The 19,571-nt window shown below is 51.0% G+C and carries 20 protein-coding genes; 18 read left to right on the forward strand and 2 right to left on the reverse strand.

Annotated features, from left to right (window positions below):
- Nucleotides 1-67 precede the first annotated feature (67 nt).
- On the forward strand, nucleotides 68-208 hold the full coding sequence (locus MWG26_RS03820) for a Maff2 family mobile element protein (RefSeq protein WP_244062692.1): 141 nt from the start codon (nucleotides 68-70) through the stop codon (nucleotides 206-208).
- A gap of 142 nt (nucleotides 209-350) precedes the next feature.
- On the opposite strand, the gene tet(40) is transcribed toward MWG26_RS03820, so the two are convergent.
- Nucleotides 351-1,571 carry a tetracycline efflux MFS transporter Tet(40) gene (gene tet(40) / locus MWG26_RS03825; RefSeq protein ID WP_024407615.1) on the reverse strand — a complete coding sequence of 407 codons (1,221 nt, stop codon included), beginning with the start codon at nucleotides 1,569-1,571 and terminating at the stop codon, nucleotides 351-353.
- 286 nt (nucleotides 1,572-1,857) lie between these two features.
- A complete protein-coding gene (gene tet(32) / locus MWG26_RS03830) occupies nucleotides 1,858-3,777 on the reverse strand; it encodes a tetracycline resistance ribosomal protection protein Tet(32) (protein WP_003505402.1) in 1,920 nt (639 codons plus the stop codon).
- A gap of 508 nt (nucleotides 3,778-4,285) precedes the next feature.
- Between tet(32) and MWG26_RS03835 the strand changes: the two genes are divergently transcribed.
- The 17 genes from MWG26_RS03835 to MWG26_RS03915 all read left to right on the forward strand — a co-directional run bounded on the left by MWG26_RS03835 (nucleotide 4,286) and on the right by MWG26_RS03915 (nucleotide 19,562).
- Nucleotides 4,286-4,741 carry an XRE family transcriptional regulator gene (locus tag MWG26_RS03835; protein ID WP_003505401.1) on the forward strand — a complete coding sequence of 152 codons (456 nt, stop codon included), beginning with the start codon at nucleotides 4,286-4,288 and terminating at the stop codon, nucleotides 4,739-4,741.
- A gap of 213 nt (nucleotides 4,742-4,954) precedes the next feature.
- Nucleotides 4,955-5,722, forward strand: a complete 768-nt coding sequence (locus MWG26_RS03840) for a class I SAM-dependent methyltransferase (RefSeq protein ID WP_003505400.1) — start codon at nucleotides 4,955-4,957, stop codon at nucleotides 5,720-5,722.
- Between the two features lie 204 nt (nucleotides 5,723-5,926).
- Nucleotides 5,927-6,373 (forward strand): RNA polymerase sigma factor, encoded by a 447-nt coding sequence (locus MWG26_RS03845; RefSeq protein ID WP_003505338.1) that lies wholly within the window; start codon nucleotides 5,927-5,929, stop codon nucleotides 6,371-6,373.
- Nucleotides 6,363-6,566, forward strand: coding sequence for a helix-turn-helix domain-containing protein (locus MWG26_RS03850; protein ID WP_003505336.1), 204 nt, complete (start codon nucleotides 6,363-6,365; stop codon nucleotides 6,564-6,566). The genes MWG26_RS03845 and MWG26_RS03850 overlap by 11 nt, the downstream gene beginning before the upstream one ends.
- 624 nt (nucleotides 6,567-7,190) lie before the next feature.
- Nucleotides 7,191-7,589: a plasmid mobilization protein gene (locus MWG26_RS03855; RefSeq protein WP_002569238.1), complete on the forward strand. Its 399-nt coding sequence runs from the start codon at nucleotides 7,191-7,193 to the stop codon at nucleotides 7,587-7,589.
- Complete coding sequence (locus tag MWG26_RS03860; RefSeq protein WP_002569237.1) at nucleotides 7,561-9,183, forward strand: relaxase/mobilization nuclease domain-containing protein; 1,623 nt, start codon at nucleotides 7,561-7,563, stop codon at nucleotides 9,181-9,183. Before MWG26_RS03855 ends, MWG26_RS03860 begins: the two co-directional genes overlap by 29 nt.
- Nucleotides 9,184-9,368: 185 nt before the next feature.
- Entirely contained in the window at nucleotides 9,369-9,581 is a 213-nt protein-coding gene (locus MWG26_RS03865) for a hypothetical protein (RefSeq protein ID WP_002569236.1), read from the forward strand.
- On the forward strand, nucleotides 9,571-10,320 hold the full coding sequence (locus MWG26_RS03870; protein ID WP_002569235.1) for a phage replisome organizer N-terminal domain-containing protein: 750 nt from the start codon (nucleotides 9,571-9,573) through the stop codon (nucleotides 10,318-10,320). Before MWG26_RS03865 ends, MWG26_RS03870 begins: the two co-directional genes overlap by 11 nt.
- Nucleotides 10,317-11,171, forward strand: a complete 855-nt coding sequence (locus MWG26_RS03875) for an ATP-binding protein (RefSeq protein WP_002569234.1) — start codon at nucleotides 10,317-10,319, stop codon at nucleotides 11,169-11,171. Before MWG26_RS03870 ends, MWG26_RS03875 begins: the two co-directional genes overlap by 4 nt.
- Nucleotides 11,168-11,356, forward strand: a complete 189-nt coding sequence (locus MWG26_RS03880; RefSeq protein ID WP_002569233.1) for a transposon-encoded TnpW family protein — start codon at nucleotides 11,168-11,170, stop codon at nucleotides 11,354-11,356. Before MWG26_RS03875 ends, MWG26_RS03880 begins: the two co-directional genes overlap by 4 nt.
- Before the next feature lie 111 nt (nucleotides 11,357-11,467).
- Nucleotides 11,468-13,078, forward strand: a complete 1,611-nt coding sequence (locus tag MWG26_RS03885; RefSeq protein WP_002569232.1) for a recombinase family protein — start codon at nucleotides 11,468-11,470, stop codon at nucleotides 13,076-13,078.
- 21 nt (nucleotides 13,079-13,099) lie between these two features.
- Nucleotides 13,100-13,261 (forward strand): Maff2 family mobile element protein, encoded by a 162-nt coding sequence (locus MWG26_RS23145; protein ID WP_244062693.1) that lies wholly within the window; start codon nucleotides 13,100-13,102, stop codon nucleotides 13,259-13,261.
- Nucleotides 13,262-13,346: 85 nt separating this feature from the next.
- Nucleotides 13,347-14,210 (forward strand): VirB6/TrbL-like conjugal transfer protein, CD1112 family, encoded by an 864-nt coding sequence (locus MWG26_RS03895; protein WP_003505008.1) that lies wholly within the window; start codon nucleotides 13,347-13,349, stop codon nucleotides 14,208-14,210.
- Nucleotides 14,211-14,231: 21 nt separating this feature from the next.
- Nucleotides 14,232-14,798, forward strand: a complete 567-nt coding sequence (locus MWG26_RS03900; protein WP_081459767.1) for an MT-A70 family methyltransferase — start codon at nucleotides 14,232-14,234, stop codon at nucleotides 14,796-14,798.
- A gap of 6 nt (nucleotides 14,799-14,804) precedes the next feature.
- On the forward strand, nucleotides 14,805-15,254 hold the full coding sequence (locus MWG26_RS03905) for a PrgI family protein (protein ID WP_003505010.1): 450 nt from the start codon (nucleotides 14,805-14,807) through the stop codon (nucleotides 15,252-15,254).
- On the forward strand, nucleotides 15,157-17,562 hold the full coding sequence (locus MWG26_RS03910; RefSeq protein ID WP_117441022.1) for a VirB4-like conjugal transfer ATPase, CD1110 family: 2,406 nt from the start codon (nucleotides 15,157-15,159) through the stop codon (nucleotides 17,560-17,562). Before MWG26_RS03905 ends, MWG26_RS03910 begins: the two co-directional genes overlap by 98 nt.
- 29 nt (nucleotides 17,563-17,591) lie before the next feature.
- Nucleotides 17,592-19,562, forward strand: a complete 1,971-nt coding sequence (locus MWG26_RS03915) for a C40 family peptidase (protein WP_117441021.1) — start codon at nucleotides 17,592-17,594, stop codon at nucleotides 19,560-19,562.
- The last annotated feature ends 9 nt before the right edge of the window (nucleotides 19,563-19,571 follow it).

The following is a 19,571-nucleotide window of genomic DNA, read 5'->3' on the forward strand; positions in this document are numbered from 1 at the left end:
CGGGAAATGACCGGCAGCTTTTTTTGAAACCAAACAACATCACAATCTGAATGTATGGAGGTAATTTATGGATTTTTTCAATTCTGCTGTTGACGTTTTACAGACTATCGTTGTGGGCCTCGGCGGTGCGCTTTGCGTGTGGGGAGGTGTCAATCTTTTGGAGGGGTACGGGCAGGACAACCCGGCCTCCAATGCTCATGTACGGTAAAGTATCACAAGAAAATTATGTCGAATTGACAGCCGCCTCCGCTATACCGAATAAGGAAATAAAGAGTCCTCAAATTTTGCGCTACTAAATGAAGACGAGCGGAAGTAATCTCCCGCTCGTCAGTAAACTTAACTATGCCATATCAATCCCGCTTCTTTCCCGCCACCGGCACTAAGAACAGCGCGGGCAACAGCAGGAAAGCGGTACAGACCAGCCCCCAGGGTATGGACACCTGCTGGGCTACCAGCCCCACAATAGGCCCGCCGATGATCTGCCCGAAAGAGTCCAGCTGTCCGCTGGTGGAAAAGACTGTGGCGCGCATTTTCTCATCCACATGGTCGTTCATCCAGGCGGCCAGCACAGGCTCCTTGATGGTGCGCATAAGCCCCGCCAGCAGGAACACCAACAACATGAACCAAAAGCTCCGCCCCACCGCGAAGAGAACCAGGCACAGGATATACCCGGCGCTGGTGGACATGACCACACTGGTTCGGCTGACAGTCCCTTTTTTCTCCATGCGGGCGATGAGCAACTGAGAAGCCAGAATACCTAAGCCGTTGCCGATAAGACTGATAACACCGAACCAAGTGACGCTGTTCAGCGGCCCGATAACGGGTATTACCGTGTCATCCAGAAAATGAGCGGTGGAGAGCCGGTCAAAGCCTTCACTGGCAAGTCCCCCGCATAGTGTGATTGCTAAGAGCGCCAGCAACACAGGTGCGCCTTTCACAAAGCCCAGGTTGAGCTTGAACAGGCAGACAAAGTCTTTAAGCAAGCCCTGCCGTTCCTCAATAGCAGGGGAGAAGTTGGTTTCTGGCATGATGCGAACCATCACCAGCCCCAACAACAAGCACAAACTGCCCCCCAAGATGACAGGCATTTGCAGGTTTATGTTTCCCAGCAGTGTGCCCAGCACCACGCCCAGAACGCCGCCGATTTGCCCCATTTGACTGCCCCGCAGGAACACCTTGTCTATGGGTTTGTCCTCTTCCTCCGAGGCAATCCACGCCTCCAGAGCGCCGGTGATGAAGGTATCACCGCAACCCCAGACAACCTGGGCCAGCAGAACCGGCGCGAACCACGGTAGCGCACCCTCCATCAGAAAGCCCAGGCCGTAGAGGAACATTCCAATCAGCACCGAGCGCCGACGGCTATACAAATCCGCCACCACACCGGTGGGTATCTCGAACAGAAAGCAGGAGGTCTCCAGAACCGTCCCTACCAGGACAAGCTGGAAAGCATCCAGCTGCACCACCTCCAGGTGGTACACGATGGAAAGCACTGTGGACATAGAAACCGCCAGGGAACAGACAAATCGGAACAGCAGGTAGACAGAATATGCCTTTGAATTTTTAGCAAACATGAAGTTACATTCTCCTAGTATAATAATGGTGTAGTCAAGAACGACTACTGGTTAATAGTTACAAAGTCCAATCTAATAAATCTATATAGATATAACGGAAGGAGGAGTTCCCCCTCCATCAGAAGTTATAGGACATATTTACCGTGTCTGAGGTTTCCTTAATGCACCAGACAAAATATAGAGGTATAATCACTGAAGGCAGGATCATTGACGTTTCCTCCTTGGGAGCCGGCCTTCTGGGATATTTCGCAATAGCCAGCAATGAACGCTTGCATTGCGCAAGACGTTACATTATCTTCTGAAACATATGCCGGATCTTGTCTAAACGGCTGTTCGGGCGGCGTGGCTGAAATACAGGCTCGCCGGAAGTTTCCTGATACCCTTTTAATTCTGTAATGCAGACACTTCTTCCATTTGTATAAAAATTCAGATCATTCCTATATTCACCGATACAACGGGCAGGGATTTCACCCTTAAAAATAACTTCATCTTTTTCAAGTCTGGTTGATTCAATGATTGCGCAATACTTTGGTGCATCATTATAAGCCCGTGAAAGATATTCCTGCGGTGCAAAAAGGGTAAAGGAAAGGTATGGTTCCAACAGTTGTGTCCCTGCTTTTTTCAATGCCTGCTCCAACACGACAGGCGCAAGAAAACGAAAATCAGCGGGGGTGCTGACCGGGCTGTAATAAACTCCATAATCAAAACAAATTTGGCAGTCTGTCACTCCCCAGCCATATAAGCCCTGCTCCATTCCATAACGCACACCCTCCATGACGGCATTTTGAAAACTTTGGTTTAAATAGCCGAGAGATACCTCGCTTTTATATTGTGTTCCGCTTCCAACAGGAAGCGGTGTTACAGTCAAACCAATAGATGCCCAAAACGGATTCGGCGGCACTTCAATATGAATCGTGCAGCTCGCTTTTTTTTGCGGTCTTTCCAGATAAATAACCGAAGGCTCTTTCATAGCCACGCCCACATGATATTTTTCTTCTAATAGCGAACAAATAACTTCTAACTGTACTTTTCCCAAAAAAGATAACATAATCTCATGGGTAACAGTATCAATGTCAAAATGCAAAAGAGGGTCTGTATCAGCAATCTCTGCGAGGGCATTTAACAGGGCTTCCCTTTGCTCCGGCTTTTGCGGCTCTACCGTTGTCCGAAGTAATGGCATGGGATTATCAATCCGTGTTTTGTGAGGCAGGAGTTTTTCATTTCCCAGGATATCGTTCAGTTTCAAAGTATCATCAGCTAAAATAACAATTTCTCCCGGACAGGCATGGTCAGCCGGGACGATTTCACCATTTGACGGAATACACATTTCTGTAATCTTTATTTTTTCCTTTTTTGACAGCAGCAGGGTATCCCGTAAATGGAGCGTCCCATGATACAGGCGTAAATAAGAAAGCCGTTTTTTCCGCTCTGTATACTCAACCTTAAAAACATATCCACATAATTCAGACTGAATATCGTCCGTTTCTGTAATGAAAGTTTCTATAATCGCTTCAATCAGTTTTTCTGTTCCTAAATTGTCTTTTGCACTCCCATGATAAACAGGAAACAAAGAGCAGCATCTGGTTCTTTTGCACTTTTCATATTGTAATTCCTGTATATCCAAAGAATCCTCTGCAACATATCGTTCTAATAGTTCATCGCTTCCGGAAATAATCATATCCCATTTGTCTAAATCAGAAATATCGGTCATGGTTATCTTTGGCGACAGGGAAACCTCCTGCATGACAATCATATCACTGGTAAGTTTATCTTTAATGCTTTGGTAAACACACTGCAGGTCGATCCCATTTTGGTCTATCTTATTTATAAAGATAATTGTCGGAATGTCCATTTTCTGAAGCGCATGGAATAATATACGGGTTTGTGCCTGTACGCCGTCTTTTGCTGAAATGACTAAAACAGCTCCGTCAAGGACAGATAAAGAGCGGTATGCTTCGGTTAAAAAATCCATATGACCGGGAGTGTCCACGATATTGATTTTATAATCATTCCAATAAAAAGAAGTAACCGCTGTCTGAATGGTAATTCCCCGTTGCCGTTCCAAAATCATAGTGTCTGTTCTTGTGGTCCCTTTATCCACGTTTCCCTGTTCCGCAATCGCTCCACTGGTGTATAGCAGACTTTCTGTCAATGTAGTTTTTCCTGCGTCTACATGGGCCAGAATGCCGATATTGATTATTTTCATGTGATTGTCCTCCCTTTACAGCCCCAAAGGGCATAAAAATCCCCAGCAGTAAAATACTTTTACCACTGGGGATTCTAATTTGCGGACATACACATATACAGCATACACCTATTTGTGATTGCTGTTTTTTGAATATGTCAAAATTGATAAGGCAAAAGTATTCTTAAATTGGGTACAAAAAACCAAGCCCCCACAAAAGGAGCTATCATAATTCTTTGTTCCCACTATTTGATTATAGTTTTATTTAAGAATACCTTGCCGCATATTTTTTACTCCTTTTCTGGAATGAAGCTATTATATCACATCAGTTTTAGGAAAGCAAGTACTTAAAAGAAATTTTTCTTCCCCTTATATGTAACAATCATACCGGCTTCCTGGTGTTCAGAATGGTTTCTGCTGTCTGCTGTGGTGTTTGATTGGAATTGTCCAGCCAAAAGCCGATCCGTGGTGTTGTCTGCATAAATGTATCGTATATTGATAAAATCAGCATCAGAGAGGAGGAACCATTTTGAACCAGAAACAGACGGATATTACAACAGGAAAGCAAATACGTCATCTGCGAACACAATCGGGAATGACACAGGAAGAACTGGCTGGGGAATTGAATGTTACCCGGCAGGCGCTATCGAATTGGGAGAGAGATGTTAATGAACCCGATTTAAATACGTTGAAAAAAATTTGTTTTCTTTTTGGAGTCCACATGGACGATTTTGCGAAGGAGGTAATAACAAAAATGGAAACATGTGAAAAAAAAGAGAAACGACAATTTAATAAGTATGATATGGCAATTGGACTTTTTTATGGTGTCGGGATATTTCTTGGCATTGGTATTTTCTTTGTTGGCGGTTTTATGACAATGTCGGGTGCAGGGTGGGGAGCATCACTATTTGGCGGTGGCTGTTTTTCTCTTGTATTTGGCTTGATATGCCATGCAGTTATTACATTGAGAAGAAATGACAAATGATGACATATCCTGCTTTCTAGACTTTTCGGTCATATCGCGTAAAAAAGCCGCTGCTTTTGGCTTTCCAATAGCGGCGGCAAAGGGAAATATCCTTTGAATACCTTACAGAAGAAAAGTTTTGCAGCATTATAAAAATAAAAGCCTATACCATTTTGGAAAGAAAAGATACATAATAGTCAAGACGGCAACAATCAGAAGTTATGGAGGGTAACAATGGAATATAGTAAGGAAGATTTAATGGAAGCAAAAAGGCAAATTTTGGGAGTGGGAGAGAACATGGGAACAGAGGAAAGTAAAAAAATCTGGGAGAAAAACGCACAATTTTGGGATAATGCAATGGGTGACAAATCTAATGAATTTCACAGAGAGGTAGTGCGTCCCAAAGTAACGGAACTTCTATCTCCTAATCCTGCGGATTACATTTTGGATATTGCGTGTGGCAATGGAAATTATTCTTCGTATCTTGCACAAAGAGGCGCTTCGATTGTCGCTTTTGATTACAGCAAAAAAATGATAGAATTGGCTAAAAGACGGCAATCACAATATGCAAAACAAATTGAATTTTGTGTAGCGGATGCGACCAATAGAGAAAGTATATTAGAATTAAAAAGAAATCGAGCCTTTACGAAAGCAGTTTCTAATATGGCAATTATGGATATTACGGATATTGAACCACTTCTTATGGCTGTTTATGAACTGTTGGAGGAAAGCGGAATTTTTGTCTTTGCAACGCAACACCCTTGTTTTATCACGTTGACTGAAAAATATATGACACCGCACAGTTACTATGGTATAGCGATTGAAGGGCAACCGGAGGAGCAGATTTATTATCATCGTTCCATACAAGATATTTTTAACCTTTGTTTTAGAGCTGGATTTGTCATTGATGGATTTTATGAAGAATGTTTCAAAAACAACAAAGAAATTCCTATGGTAATGATAGTAAGGCTTAAAAAGGTAAAACGTGATAGCTTAAAATAAATTCAAGTTTGCCGGATAAATAGCAAACCTGGCCGAGCCAGTCAACGGTCAAGATGAACGGGCTTCGCCCGCCGTTGACAGCCCCGCCCGGTTTTGCAGTTAGGCAGTCAAGGAGCGACAGCCTAAAGTGCTGCCGCCCCTTACTATCATAAAAAGCAACTACTAACCAGCCACAGCCCTTTTGGGAGGAAAGGGGGATTTTCCATGACCTGTACAGAAGAATATCGGGAACATATCGAGTACACTTTCCATGCCTTTTGCAAAGTCGTTATCCGAAATGCAACGATCAACGCAGCGAGGACACGGAGCAGGAAGCACAAAAGAGAAATATCCCTTGAATACCTCACAGACGAAAAGCACTACCCTTTAGGCACGACAGATGAATATTTCCAAGCCCCGGAGCCGGACGAGGAATACATACTTACCCTTTGCGGCGATACGGTCATTTTCAGCAGCGGCTTACTTGCGGAAGCCCTGTCACGGCTGGACGAACGGGAGCGGGAAATGATTTACCTGTCCTTTTTCAAGCGTATTCCACAGCACGAAATTGGCAGACAGTACGGGCGCAGCCGCAGCACAGCGGGCTACCATATCCGAAAAGTCCTACGGCAGCTCCAAGCGGAAATGGAGGGAATGGCATATGAGAAATAATAGGCTTCTCCCCTATGAAACAATCGTCCAAGCCACCAGCGGGGAGCCGGAAGCGGTGGGAACTGTATTGCAGTATTACCGCCGCCGCATACAATGTGCCGCCCGTGTGAATGGACGGGTAGACCAAGATACAGAGGACTACATCACCCAGACGCTTCTCACAGCTATTTTCAAGTTCCGCTTTGGGAGATAGCCCTACCGCCTACAACTGAATAACCGCCGCTTCGCCGGCAACCAGAAAGCAGTAAATCTATTCAACAGATTTGCTGCTTTTTTTCGTTCCTGTTTGGCATTTTTGAAAATCCCCAGTATGAAAAAACAAAAGGGAAAATTGCCGCCGCAGTTGGCAAAATCCCTTACTTATCCGTGGAGGGTATCAAAGAAAAAAATACTGCCATTGTCCGCCTTTTTCGGCTTGCGTGGTGTTGTAGGGAATAAGGGGAAATTCTAAAAATCTCCGTCCATTTTGCTTTGCGTGGTGTTGTAGGTAGTGAAAGGAAAATTTTCAAGATATGCCGGAATAGCGGGTAGCAAAGCCCTTTTGAAACGTCTTGTTAGCGGAAAGTACGGAAGCCGGGGAACGCCGGAGTTTTTCAGAGCAAGATTCTACCGCAGTACCAAAATTCGCTTATCGCTCATTTTGCCCCTGCGGGAATCTTGTTGGGGAGTGCCTTCCCCAAACCCTGCTTATGCGGCTTACGCCGCTGGAAAATCCCTCAAAATAATTTTTCGGATTTTTCAAAAACAGTTCCGCTTTACACCCTGTTTTTCTCCTATTAGTGAGAGGACACCACGCACAGCCGAAGGAGGTTTTACCATGCGAAAACGATATAACACGCCGCACCGCAGCCGGGTAGTCAAGACACGCATGACCGAGGAAGAATACGCCGAGTTTGCGGAAAGGCTTTCTGCTTACAACATGAGCCAAGCCGAGTTTATCCGGCAAGCCATAACCGGGGCAGCCATACGCCCCATCATAACCGTTTCCCCCGTCAATGACGAGTTGCTTGCCGCTGTCGGGAAGCTGACCGCCGAATACGGCAGGATCGGCGGCAACTTAAACCAGATAGCCCGGACGCTGAACGAGTGGCACAGCCCCTACCCGCAGCTTGCCGGGGAGGTACGGGCGGCGGTTTCCGACCTTGCTGCCCTAAAGTTTGAAGTCTTGCAGAAAGTGGGTGACGCTGTTGGCAACATTCAAACATATCAGCTCTAAAAATGCGGACTATGGCGCAGCGGAAGCCTATCTCACATTTGAGCATGACGAGTTTACCATGAAGCCCACCCTTGATGAAAACGGGCGGCTGATACCGAGGGAGGATTACCGCATTTCTTCCCTCAACTGTGGGGGCGAGGATTTCGCTGTTGCCTGTATGCGGGCTAATCTCCGCTATGAGAAAAACCAAAAACGGGAAGATGTGAAAAGCCACCACTATATCATCAGCTTTGACCCACGGGACGGGACAGACAACGGCTTGACCGTAGACCGGGCGCAGGAGCTGGGCGAGCAGTTCTGTAAAGAGCATTTCCCCGGACACCAAGCCTTAGTCTGCACCCACCCGGACGGGCATAACCACAGCGGCAATATCCATGTGCATATCGTCATCAACTCCCTGCGGATTTATGAAGTCCCGCTTCTGCCCTACATGGACAGACCAGCCGACACACGGGAGGGCTGCAAGCACCGCTGCACCAACGCCGCTATGGAATATTTCAAGAGTGAAGTCATGGAGATGTGCCACCGGGAGGGGCTTTACCAAATCGACCTCCTAAGCGGCAGCAAGGAACGGATAACCGAACGGGAATACTGGGCGGCAAAGAAAGGACAGCTTGCCCTTGATAAAGAGAACGCTGTCAGAGAAGCCGCAGGACAGCCGACCAAGCCCACCAAGTTTGAAACGGACAAGGCGAAGCTGCGCCGGACGATACGGCAGGCACTTTCCCAAGCTGGCAGCTTTGACGAATTTTCTTCCCTTTTGCTGCGGGAGGGTGTGACCGTCAAGGAGAGCCGGGGGCGGCTTTCCTACCTCACGCCGGACAGGACAAAGCCTATCACAGCCCGGAAGCTGGGGGACGATTTTGACAAGGCTGCTGTCCTTGTCCTGCTTACGCAGAACGCCCACAGAGCCGCCGAACAGAGCAAAGCCATACTCGAATACCCTGCCGCGGTTAAAAAGCTGTCACAAGGGGAAAAAACCACAAAAACCACCCCGGCAGACAACACCTTGCAGCGCATGGTTGACCGGGAAGCCAAGCGAGCCGAGGGCAAGGGCGTGGGCTATGACCGCTGGGCGGCAAAGCACAACCTAAAGCAAATGGCAGCTACCGTTACCGCCTATCAGCAGTACGGCTTTTCTTCCCCGGAGGAACTGGACGAAGCCTGTTCTGCCGCCTATACCGCCATGCGGGAAAGCCTTACAGAGCTGAAGCAGATGGAAAAGACGCTGAACGGGAAAAAGGAGCTGCAACGGCAGGTGCTTGCCTATTCCAAGACCCGCCCTGTCCGGGACGGGCTGAAACAGCAGAAAAACGCCAAAGCAAAAGCAGCCTACCGTCAGAAGTACGAAAGCGACTTTATCATAGCAGACGCAGCCGCCCGCTATTTCAGGGAAAACGGCATTTCCAAGCTGCCGAGCTATAAAGCCCTGCAAGCAGAGATTGAAACCCTTATCCAAGAGAAAAACAGCGGCTACAACGATTACCGGGCAAAACGGGAGGAATACCGCCGCTTACAGACTGTCAAGGGCAATATCGACCAGATTTTACACCGGGAGCGCAAGCCTGTGAAAAGGCAGGAACAGGAACGATAAAAACCGCCCCAAAATGTACCCGAACCTATACAGAACAAGGGGGCTGCCCCGTACCCTATCCGCAAATACCAAAGGATTTTTTAACGGGCTTATAGGGCAGAAAAAACCCGAAAATGATACCGAGATGATACAGAATTACCGCCGATACCGCCACACCAGCGGAAACGGCAGAAAGGAGCGCACCCATGCCAAGAATGAGCAAGAAACGGCGGCTGGAATGGTCTTTTTTCCTGCGGCAAGTGAAAGTCGGGAATTCCACCTGCGATCGTATCACATACAATGACCTCTGCCGGGGCTGTACCCATAGCTGCAAGCAGAGCTTCCGGGCGGTTATCATACTCTGCCCCCACTACTACTCCAAACGCCGGAAAAAGGAGGACAGGGACAATGGCAGATAACCGCAAGTATTACTACCTCAAGCTGAAAGAGAACTTTTTTGACAGCGACTCCATTGTGCTGCTGGAAGATATGAAAGACGGGATTTTATACTCCAATATCCTCTTGAAGCTGTACTTAAAATCGCTGAAAAACGGCGGGAAATTGCAGCTTGACGAGCATATCCCCTACACAGCGCAGATGATAGCGACACTGACCCGCCACCAGATAGGGACGGTTGAGAGGGCTTTAGAGATTTTCCGGCAGTTGGGGCTTGTGGAGCAGCTTGACAGCGGGGCTTTCTATATGACCGACATTGAGCTGATGATAGGACAGTCCTCTACCGAAGCCGAGCGGAAACGGGCTGCAAGACTGGAAAACAAGGCACTTTTACCGCCCCGGACAAAAGGCGGACATTTGTCCGACATTCGTCCACCAGAGATAGAGATAGAGTTAGAGAAAGAGATAGAGATAGAAAAAGAGAGAGAGGGAGAAACGGGACACCCCGCCCCCGCCGCTTATGGCAGATACAACAATGTGATACTGACCGATACAGAGCTTTCCGGGCTAAAAACAGAGTTGCCCGACAAGTGGGAGTATTATATTGACCGGCTTTCCTGCCATATCGCTTCCACCGGGAAACAGTACCACAGCCATGCAGCCACCATTTACAAGTGGGCGCAGGAGGACGCTGCCAAAGGCAAGGCTGCCCCGAAACAGGGCATACCCGATTATTCATGCAAGGAGGGCGAGAGCTTATGAAAAACGGAATTGAAGCTATGATTACGGACATTACAGCCACTACCGCCGAAGCGGAGGACTACACAGGCGAGGACGGGCTTTTATACTGCGGTAAGTGCCATACGCCCAAAGAAGCCTATTTTGCAGAGGGAAAGACTTGTTTCGGGCGTGACCGCCACCCGGCAGAGTGCGACTGCCAGCGGGCAGCCCGTGAAAAGCAGCAAGCCGCCGAAAGCCGACAGAAGCACCTTGAAAAAGTGGAGGACTTGAAACGCCGGGGCTTTACCGACCCTGCTATGCGGAACTGGACATTTGAGCATGACAACGGCAGAAACCCGCAGACCGAAACCGCCCGCTTTTATGTGGAGAGCTGGGAAACCATGCAGGCTGAAAATATCGGCTACCTGTTTTGGGGCGGCGTGGGGACGGGAAAAAGCTACCTTGCCGCCTGTATCGCCAACGCCCTTATGGAAAAAGAGGTTGCCGTCTGCATGACAAACTTTGCAACGATACTGGGTGACCTTGCCGCCAGCTTTGAGGGCAGGAACGAATATATTTCCCGCCTTTGCAGCTACCCTCTGCTGATACTTGATGATTTCGGTATGGAGCGAGGAACAGAATACGGGCTGGAACAGGTTTACAGCGTGATTGACAGCCGTTACCGAAGCGGCAAGCCGCTGATCGCCACGACCAACCTCACGCTGGAGGAATTGCAGCACCCGCAGGACACGCCCCACGCCCGTATCTATGACAGGCTGACTTCCATGTGCGCCCCCGTCCGCTTCACGGGCAGCAACTTCCGAAAGGAAACCGCACAGGAAAAGCTGGAACGCTTAAAGCAACTGATGAAGCAGCGAAAGGAGAGCCTATGACAGAAACGAAACAGACAAGCACCACCAAAACAGACCGCCGCCCGGACTGTGTGACGGAAATCCGCATGGGCAACTCCGTCCTTACCGTTTCCGGCTTCTTCAAGCAGGGCGCAACCGACACCGCAGCCGACAAGATGATGAAAGTGCTGGAAGCGGAAGCTGCTACACAAAAAACGGCGATTTGACCGACCATAAAGAAGCAGATTTGACGCTTTTGCCGCTATACAGACAGCCGCCCCATGTGGTACAATCAAGGTACGGAATAGTGGGGCTGGCTGTCGGAAACGGAGGATTTTATGTTAAGACAGACCAACCAACAACCAATTACCGCCCTTTACCCAAGACTATCCCATGAGGACGAGCTGCAAGGCGAAAGCAATTCCATTTCCAATCAGAAGCGTATCCTTGAAACCTATGCAAAGCAGAACGGCTTTTCCAATCTGCGCTGGTACACGGACGACGGTTATTCTGGTGCGAACTTTCAAAGACCCGGTTTTCAAGCCATGCTTGCGGACATTGAAGCCGGAAAAGTCGGGACAGTTATCGTAAAGGATATGTCGAGGTTAGGGCGAAACTACCTGCAAGTGGGAATGTACACGGAAATGATTTTCCCACAGAAAGGTGTCCGCTTCATCGCTATCAATGACGGAGTGGACAGCGCACAGGGCGACAATGACTTTGCCCCGCTGCGGAATATCTTTAACGAATGGCTGGTGAGAGATACGAGCAAGAAAATCAAAGCAGTAAAACGCTCAAAAGGCATGAATGGCAAGCCCATCACAAGCAAGCCTGTGTATGGCTACCTCATGGACGAGGATGAAAATTTCATTATTGACGAGGAAGCTGCACCCGTAGTCAAGCAGATATACAACCTCTGTCTTGCCGGGAATGGTCCGACCAAGATAGCCCGTATGCTCACAGAGCAGCAAATCCCCACGCCGGGAACGCTTGAATACCGCAGGACGGGCAGCACCCGCCGCTACCACCCCGGCTATGAGTGCAAGTGGGCGACCAATACCGTAGTGCATATCCTTGAAAACCGGGAATACACAGGCTGTCTGGTAAATTTCAAGACAGAAAAACTTTCTTACAAAGTCAAGCACAGTGTAGAAAATCCCCCGGAAAAGCAAGTGATTTTCGAGAACCACCACGAGCCTATCATAGACACCCAAACATGGGAACGGGTGCAGGAGCTTCGCAAACAGCGCAAACGCCCAAACCGCTATGATGAAGTGGGTTTGTTCTCCGGCATACTGTTCTGTGCGGACTGCGGCAGCGTGATGTATCAGCAGCGATACCAGACGGACAAGCGCAAGCAGGACTGTTATATCTGCGGCAACTACAAGAAACGCACCCATGACTGTACGGCGCACTTTATCCGCACCGACCTCTTGACCGCTGGTGTACTCTCCAATCTGCGGAAAGTGACCAGCTATGCGGCAAAGCATGAAGCCCGGTTTATGAAACTCTTGATTGAGCAGAACGAGGACGGGGGCAAACGCAGGAACGCCGCCAAGAAAAAGGAACTGGAAGCCTCCGAGAAACGCATAGCCGAGTTATCCGCTATCTTCAAGCGGCTGTATGAGGACAGCGTGACCGGGCGCATATCAGACGAGCGTTTCACAGAGCTGTCGGCAGACTATGAAGCAGAGCAACGGGAGCTGAAAGAAAGAGCCGCTGCTATTCAAGCGGAGCTTTCCAAAGCACAGGAAGCCACCGTGAACGCAGAAAAGTTTATGAATGTTGTCCGGCGGCATACCAGCTTTGAAGAACTTACCCCTACTCTGCTGCGGGAGTTTGTAGAGAAAATCGTTGTGCATGAGTGCAGCTATGACGAGAACAAGACCCGCAGACAGGACATTGAGATTTATTATTCTTTTGTTGGCAAGGTGGACTTGCCCGAATAACCGCCCGACCTATCCGACACAATGCGCAAGTGCCGGATAGGAACGGCAAAATTTTTTACACTTCTATTACTTCTTTATCGCACATCAGTAAAAAGCCAAGGGGTCAAGCAGTTAGTCGCGGGCGGCGGCGTGGCGCTGATCGGCGTTACCCTTGTTCCGCTGCTCTCCGGGCTGCTGGGATAACCGGCCCAATGCCAACCGCTAACCTTAGAATCGCCCCCGCGCCCTCCCTCTTTTTGGGAGGGCGCGGGAAAGGAGGTGTACCCACATGATCGGTGATTTGATTGGGGAATGGATAAAAGGAATCCTGATTGACGGTATCATGGGGAACCTGTCAGGGCTGTTTAACACCGTGAATACCAAAGTCGGGGAAATCGCGTCGGACGTGGGGAGTACCCCGCAGGACTGGAACGGCGGTATTTTTTCTATGCTGCAATCCCTGTCGGAAACGGTAATCGTCCCTATCGCGGCGGCCATTCTCGCCCTTGTGATGTGCTATGAGCTGATTGAAATGATTGTAGAAAAGAACAATATGCACGATTTTGACAGCTCCATGTTTTTCCGCTGGATGTTCAAGAGCGCCTTTGCCATCCTCATTGTGACGAACACATGGAATATCGTCATGGGCGTGTTCGACGCCACGCAACAAGTCGTCAACCAGAGCGCCGGGGTAATCATCGGGGAAACCAGCATTGACTTTGACACGCTGCTGCCTGATCTGGAAAGCCGCCTTGACGCGATGGACATTGGGCCGCTGCTCGGCCTGTGGTTCCAGACCCTTGTGGTGGGGCTGACGATGAACATTCTTTCCATCTGCATTTTCCTTGTGACCTACGGGAGAATGATTGAAATATACGCTGTGACCGCGCTGGGGCCTATCCCCCTTGCCACGCTGGGAAACGCGGAGTGGCGCGGCGTCGGCCAGAACTATTTGAAATCCCTGCTGGCGCTGGGCTTCCAAGCCTTTCTCATTATGGTGGTTGTCGGGATTTATGCGGTGCTGATTCAGGAGATCGGCACGGCGGACGACATTTCCGGCGCGATATGGGGCTGTATGGGCTATACCGTTTTGCTTTGCTTCTGTCTGTTCAAGACCGGCAGCATATCGAAAGCCGTATTTACTGCACACTGACAGACAGGAGGAACACCAACCATAGAGGAAACACAAAAGAAAACCTACAACATCATTTACGCCGACCCGCCGTGGCGCTATGAACGGAAAGCGGTACAGGGGGCGGCGGAAAAGCACTATCCCACGATGGGGATTGACGAGCTGTGCGCCCTGCCAGTGGAAACGCTGGCTGACCGGGACTGCCTGCTGTTTTTGTGGGCCACATTCCCGCAGCTTCCAGAGGCGTTGCGGCTGATTAAGGCGTGGGGCTTCACATTCAAGACCGTGGCCTTTGTCTGGCTGAAATTAAACCGCAAAAGCCCCACATGGTTTTACGGGCTGGGCTACTGGACAAGGGGAAACGCGGAAATCTGCCTGCTTGCCAAGCGGGGCCAGCCGAAGCGCCATTCTAAAAGCGTCCATCAGTTTATCATTTCCCCCATTGAGGAACACAGCAAGAAACCAGACATTACCCGCGAGAAAATCATAGAGCTGGCGGGCGACCTGCCTCGCGTGGAACTGTTCGCAAGACAGAAAACCCCCGGCTGGGAGGTGTGGGGCAACGAAGTGGACAGCGACGTTTCACTGTCCGTATCAGAAACGAGGTGATATTTTATGGCTTATGTAACTGTTCCCAAGGATTTTACCCGCGTGAAATCCAAGGTGGTGTTTGGGCTGACGAAACGGCAGCTCATTTGTTTTGGCGGTGCGCTGCTTGTAGGCGTCCCGCTTTTCTTTTTACTTAGGGGCCGCGTCCCCACTAGCGCGGCGGCACTGATTATGGTGTTCGCCATGCTTCCGGGCCTGCTTCTGGCCCTCTATGAGCGCCACGGCCAGCCCCTTGAAGTGGTGGTATGGCAGATCATCCAGTGCTGCTTTCTTATGCCGAAAGAGCGCCCCTACCAGACCAACAACGCCTATTCTGCCCTTGTGCGGCAGCGACAAATGGAAAAGGAGGTAAACGCCATTGTCCAAAAAGCAAAGGAACGAAGCGCCGGAAAAAAAGCCGGTAAAGCTGACCCGCGCAGAAAAGAAAGAGATTCAGGCCGTCATCCGCAAGTATAAGGGCGACGGCAAGCCCCACTCCGCACAGGAGAGTATTCCCTACGAGGCCATGTATCAGGACGGGATTTGCCGCCTGACGCCCCGCACGTTCTCCAAGTGTATCGAGTTTGCGGACATCAGCTATCAGCTCGCGCAGGCGGACACCAAGACGGCCATCTTTGAAAACCTGTGCGATTTATACAACTATCTGGACGCCTCTATCCACGTCCAGTTTTCTTTTATCAACCACAAGATCGACCCTAAGCAGTACGCCAAGAGCTTTGAAATCCGGGCGCAGGGGGATGATTTTGACGACATCCGGGCCGAGTATTCCGCCATCCTGAAAGACCAGCTTGTAAGCGGGAACAACGGCCTCATGAAACGGAAATTCCTGACCTACACCATCGAGGCCGACAACCTGAAACTGGCCCGCGCAAGGCTGCGCCGCATTGAAACCGACCTCTTAGGCTATTTCAAGAGCATGGGGGCCGTGGCGTGGGGGCTGGACGCGAAAGCTCGTCTGGAAGTCATGTACAGCATTTTCCACCCGGACGGGGAGCCGTTTCCATTCGATTGGAAATGGCTGGCCCCCTCCGGCCTCTCCACCAAGGACTTTATCGCCCCGTCCTCGTTCCGTTTCGGAAATGCCCGGCTGTTTGGGCTGGGTGGCAAGTATGGGGCTGTGAGCTTCTTAAACATCCTTTCCCCGGAGCTGTCGGATGAAATGCTGGCGGACTTCCTCAACACGGAAAACGGGATTGTCGTCAACCTCCATGTGCAGGCCATCGACCAGAGCGAGGCCATTAAAACCGTCAAGCGGAAAATCACCGACCTTGACGCCATGAAGATTCAGGAACAGAAACGGGCCGTCCGCAGCGGTTACGACATGGATATACTTCCCAGCGACCTTGCCACCTACGGGCAGGACGCCAAGGAGCTATTAAAGACCTTGCAGAGCCGGAATGAACGGATGTTTCAGCTCACCTTTCTGGTGCTGAACACCGCCGACACCCGGCAAAAGCTGGACAACGATGTATTTTGGGCCGCAGGCGTGGCGCAGAAATACAACTGTTCGCTTGTCCGTCTGGACTACCAGCAGGAGCAGGGCCTTATGAGCAGCCTCCCTTTGGGGGCCAGCCACATCAAAATTGAGCGTTCCCTGACGACTTCCAGCGTAGCCGTATTCGTGCCTTTCGTGACGCAGGAGCTTTTTCAGGGCGGCGACGCCATGTATTACGGCGTCAACGCCAAGACCGGCAACATGATTATGCTGGACAGGAAGCGGGCGCGCTGCCCCAACGGTTTAAAGCTGGGAACCCCCGGAAGCGGCAAGTCCATGAGCTGTAAATCCGAGATTTTGAGCGTGTTCCTCTGTACGCCGGACGACGTGTATATCTGTGACCCGGAGGCGGAGTATTACCCCCTTGTCAAGCGGCTTCACGGTCAGGTGGTGAAGCTCTCGCCCACCAGCAAAAGCTATGTGAATCCGCTGGACATCAACCTGAATTACTCCGAGGATGAAAGCCCGCTGGCCTTAAAATCCGACTTTGTGCTGTCGTTCTGTGAGCTTGTCATGGGCGGCAAGAACGGGCTGGAAGCCATCGAAAAGACGGTGATTGACCGGGCCGTGCAGGTGATCTACCGGCCCTATCTGGCAGACCCCCGCCCGGAAAATATGCCAATACTTTCCGATCTCCACCAAGCCCTGTTAGACCAGCATATCCCGGAGGCTGACCGGGTGGCGCAGGCCCTTGACCTGTATGTGTCCGGCTCCCTGAACGTCTTTAACCACCGTACCAACGTGGACATTGAAAGCCGGATTGTGGCCTTTGACATCAAGGAGTTAGGCAAGCAGCTAAAGAAAATCGGTATGCTGATTGTCCAAGACCAGATTTGGGGCCGGGTGACGCAGAACCGCAGCCAGGGCAAGGCGACGTGGTTCTTTTGTGATGAATTTCACCTGCTTTTGCGGGAGGAACAAACGGCGGCCTTTTCCTGCGAGATTTGGAAGCGTTTCAGGAAGTGGGGCGGCGTCCCGACAGGTGCCACCCAGAACGTGAAAGACCTCCTTTCCTCCCCGGAAATCGAGAACATTTTGGAAAACAGCGACTTTATCTGCCTGTTAAATCAGGCCAGCGGTGATAGGAAAATCCTTGCGGAACGGCTGAACATTTCCCCCCAGCAGCTACGGTATGTGGACAATTCCGAACCCGGCGAGGGGCTTTTGATTTATGAGAACGTGATTCTGCCGTTTAAGAACCCGATCCCGAAGAACACGCAGCTCTACCAGATCATGACGACCCGGTTAGGCGAGGGGGCCACAATATGAGCGCCGGGCCAGATAGGAGGTGATTTACCATGAAGCGCCCCTTAAAACCCCGTGATAAAATCACCCAGCGCATGACCCACGACGGGCTGACGCTGGATAACCAGACCACCGGCGAGAACGTCAACGTGTCCAGCCGGGAGGCCGAGCAGGAATATACCGCCGAGCCGGGCGGCACGGCGGAAAAAGCACTGGAACGGGCCGACCAGCTCCACAGCCGCCATAAGGCGAAGCAGGCGGCCAAGGACGCCGGAGAGGTAGTGGCGGAGGGAGGCGAAGCCCTGCACCGGCCCACCTCCCGCCTGCAATTTACCGCCGAGGAACGGGCCTCCCCGGAGCTTGCCCCCTATATCAAAAAAGCCGAGAAACGGGCGGATAAGCTGGACGCGGCCAAAGACGCCCTCCCGAAGAAGCGCGTACTTACCAAGGAAACCGTCTACGATGAAGCCAAGGGAAAGGCCAAGAGTAAACTTCACTTTGAAAAAGTGGAAAAAGACCCGCCGAAGCTCAAAACCAATCCGGCCAGCCGCCCCGTACAGGAGGCGGGGCTATATCTCCACGGGAAAATCCACGAGGTAGAACACGAAAACGTGGGCGTGGAGGGCGGCCACAAGGGGGAAGAACTGGCCGAGCGTCAGGCGGGCAAGGCCCTAAGAAGCACCAGACAGCGGCATAAGCTAAAGCCCTACCGGGCCGCAGCCAAGGCCGAGAGGAAATCCATAGCCGCCAACGCCGAGTTTGTGTATCAAAAATCCCTGCGGGATAACCCGGAAATGGCGCAGGCGGTAAAGAACCCGGTTTCCCGCTTCTGGCAGAAGCAGAAAATCAAGCGGCAGTATGCCAAGGCAGCGCGGGCGGCGGGCCAGACGGCACAGGGCGCGGCCAGCACCGCCAAGACCACGGCCACCACAGCCAGGAAAGCCGCCAAGGAAAGCAAAAAGGCCGCCTCCTTTGTGGCCCGCCACTGGAAAGGGGCGCTGCTGATCGGCGGCGTGGGCCTGCTTCTCATGCTGATTATGGGCGGCCTGCAATCCTGCACCGCCATGTTCGGCAGCGCCGGGACGGGGCTTGCGGCCACCTCCTATCTGTCCGAGGACAGCGATATGCTGGGGGCCGAGGACGCCTACGCCGGGATGGAGGCCGACTTGCAGCATGAGCTTGACAACTACGAAAGCCTGCACCCCGGCTACGACGAGTACCGTTTTGATTTGGACGAAATCAGCCATGACCCCTATGTGCTGACATCTATCCTCTCCGCGCTCCACGGCGGGGCGTTTACGCTGGACGAGGTACAGGGCGATCTTGCCATGCTCTTTGAACAGCAATACACCCTGACGCAGACCATTGAAACGGAAATCCGTTACCGCACGGAAACGAGGACAGACAGCGAGGGCAACGAGTACGAGGTGGAAGTCCCCTATACCTACTATATCTGCAACGTGACACTTACCAACAACGACTTATCCCACCTGCCCGTTTATCTCATGGACGAGGAACAGTTAAGCCTGTACGCGGCCTATATGCAGACATTAGGCAACCGGCCAGACCTCTTTCCAACCGGCAGCTATCCCCATGCCTCCACCGTCAAGGAGCCGACCTACTATGAAATCCCCCCGGAAGCTTTGGAAGATGAAACCTTTGCGGCCATGATTGCGGAAGCGGACAAATATGTGGGCTATCCCTATGTGTGGGGCGGCAGCTCTCCAAGCACCAGCTTTGATTGTTCCGGCTTTATTAGCTGGGTACTCAATCAGAGCGGATGGAGCGTCGGGCGGCAGACGGCGCAGGGGCTTTATAACCTCTGTACCCCCGTCACATCGGGGCAGGCCAAGCCCGGCGATTTGGTGTTTTTCGTCGGCACCTACGACACTCCCGGCGTTTCCCATGTGGGGCTTTATGTGGGTAATTCCGTCATGCTGCACTGTGGCGACCCCATTTCTTACACAAATCTAAATTCAAGTTACTGGCAATCTCACCTATTTTGTTACGGGCGTCTACCCTGACGCCAGAAA

It is taken from the genome of Faecalicatena contorta, assembly GCF_022835095.1.
Lineage (GTDB): Bacteria > Bacillota > Clostridia > Lachnospirales > Lachnospiraceae > Faecalicatena > Faecalicatena contorta.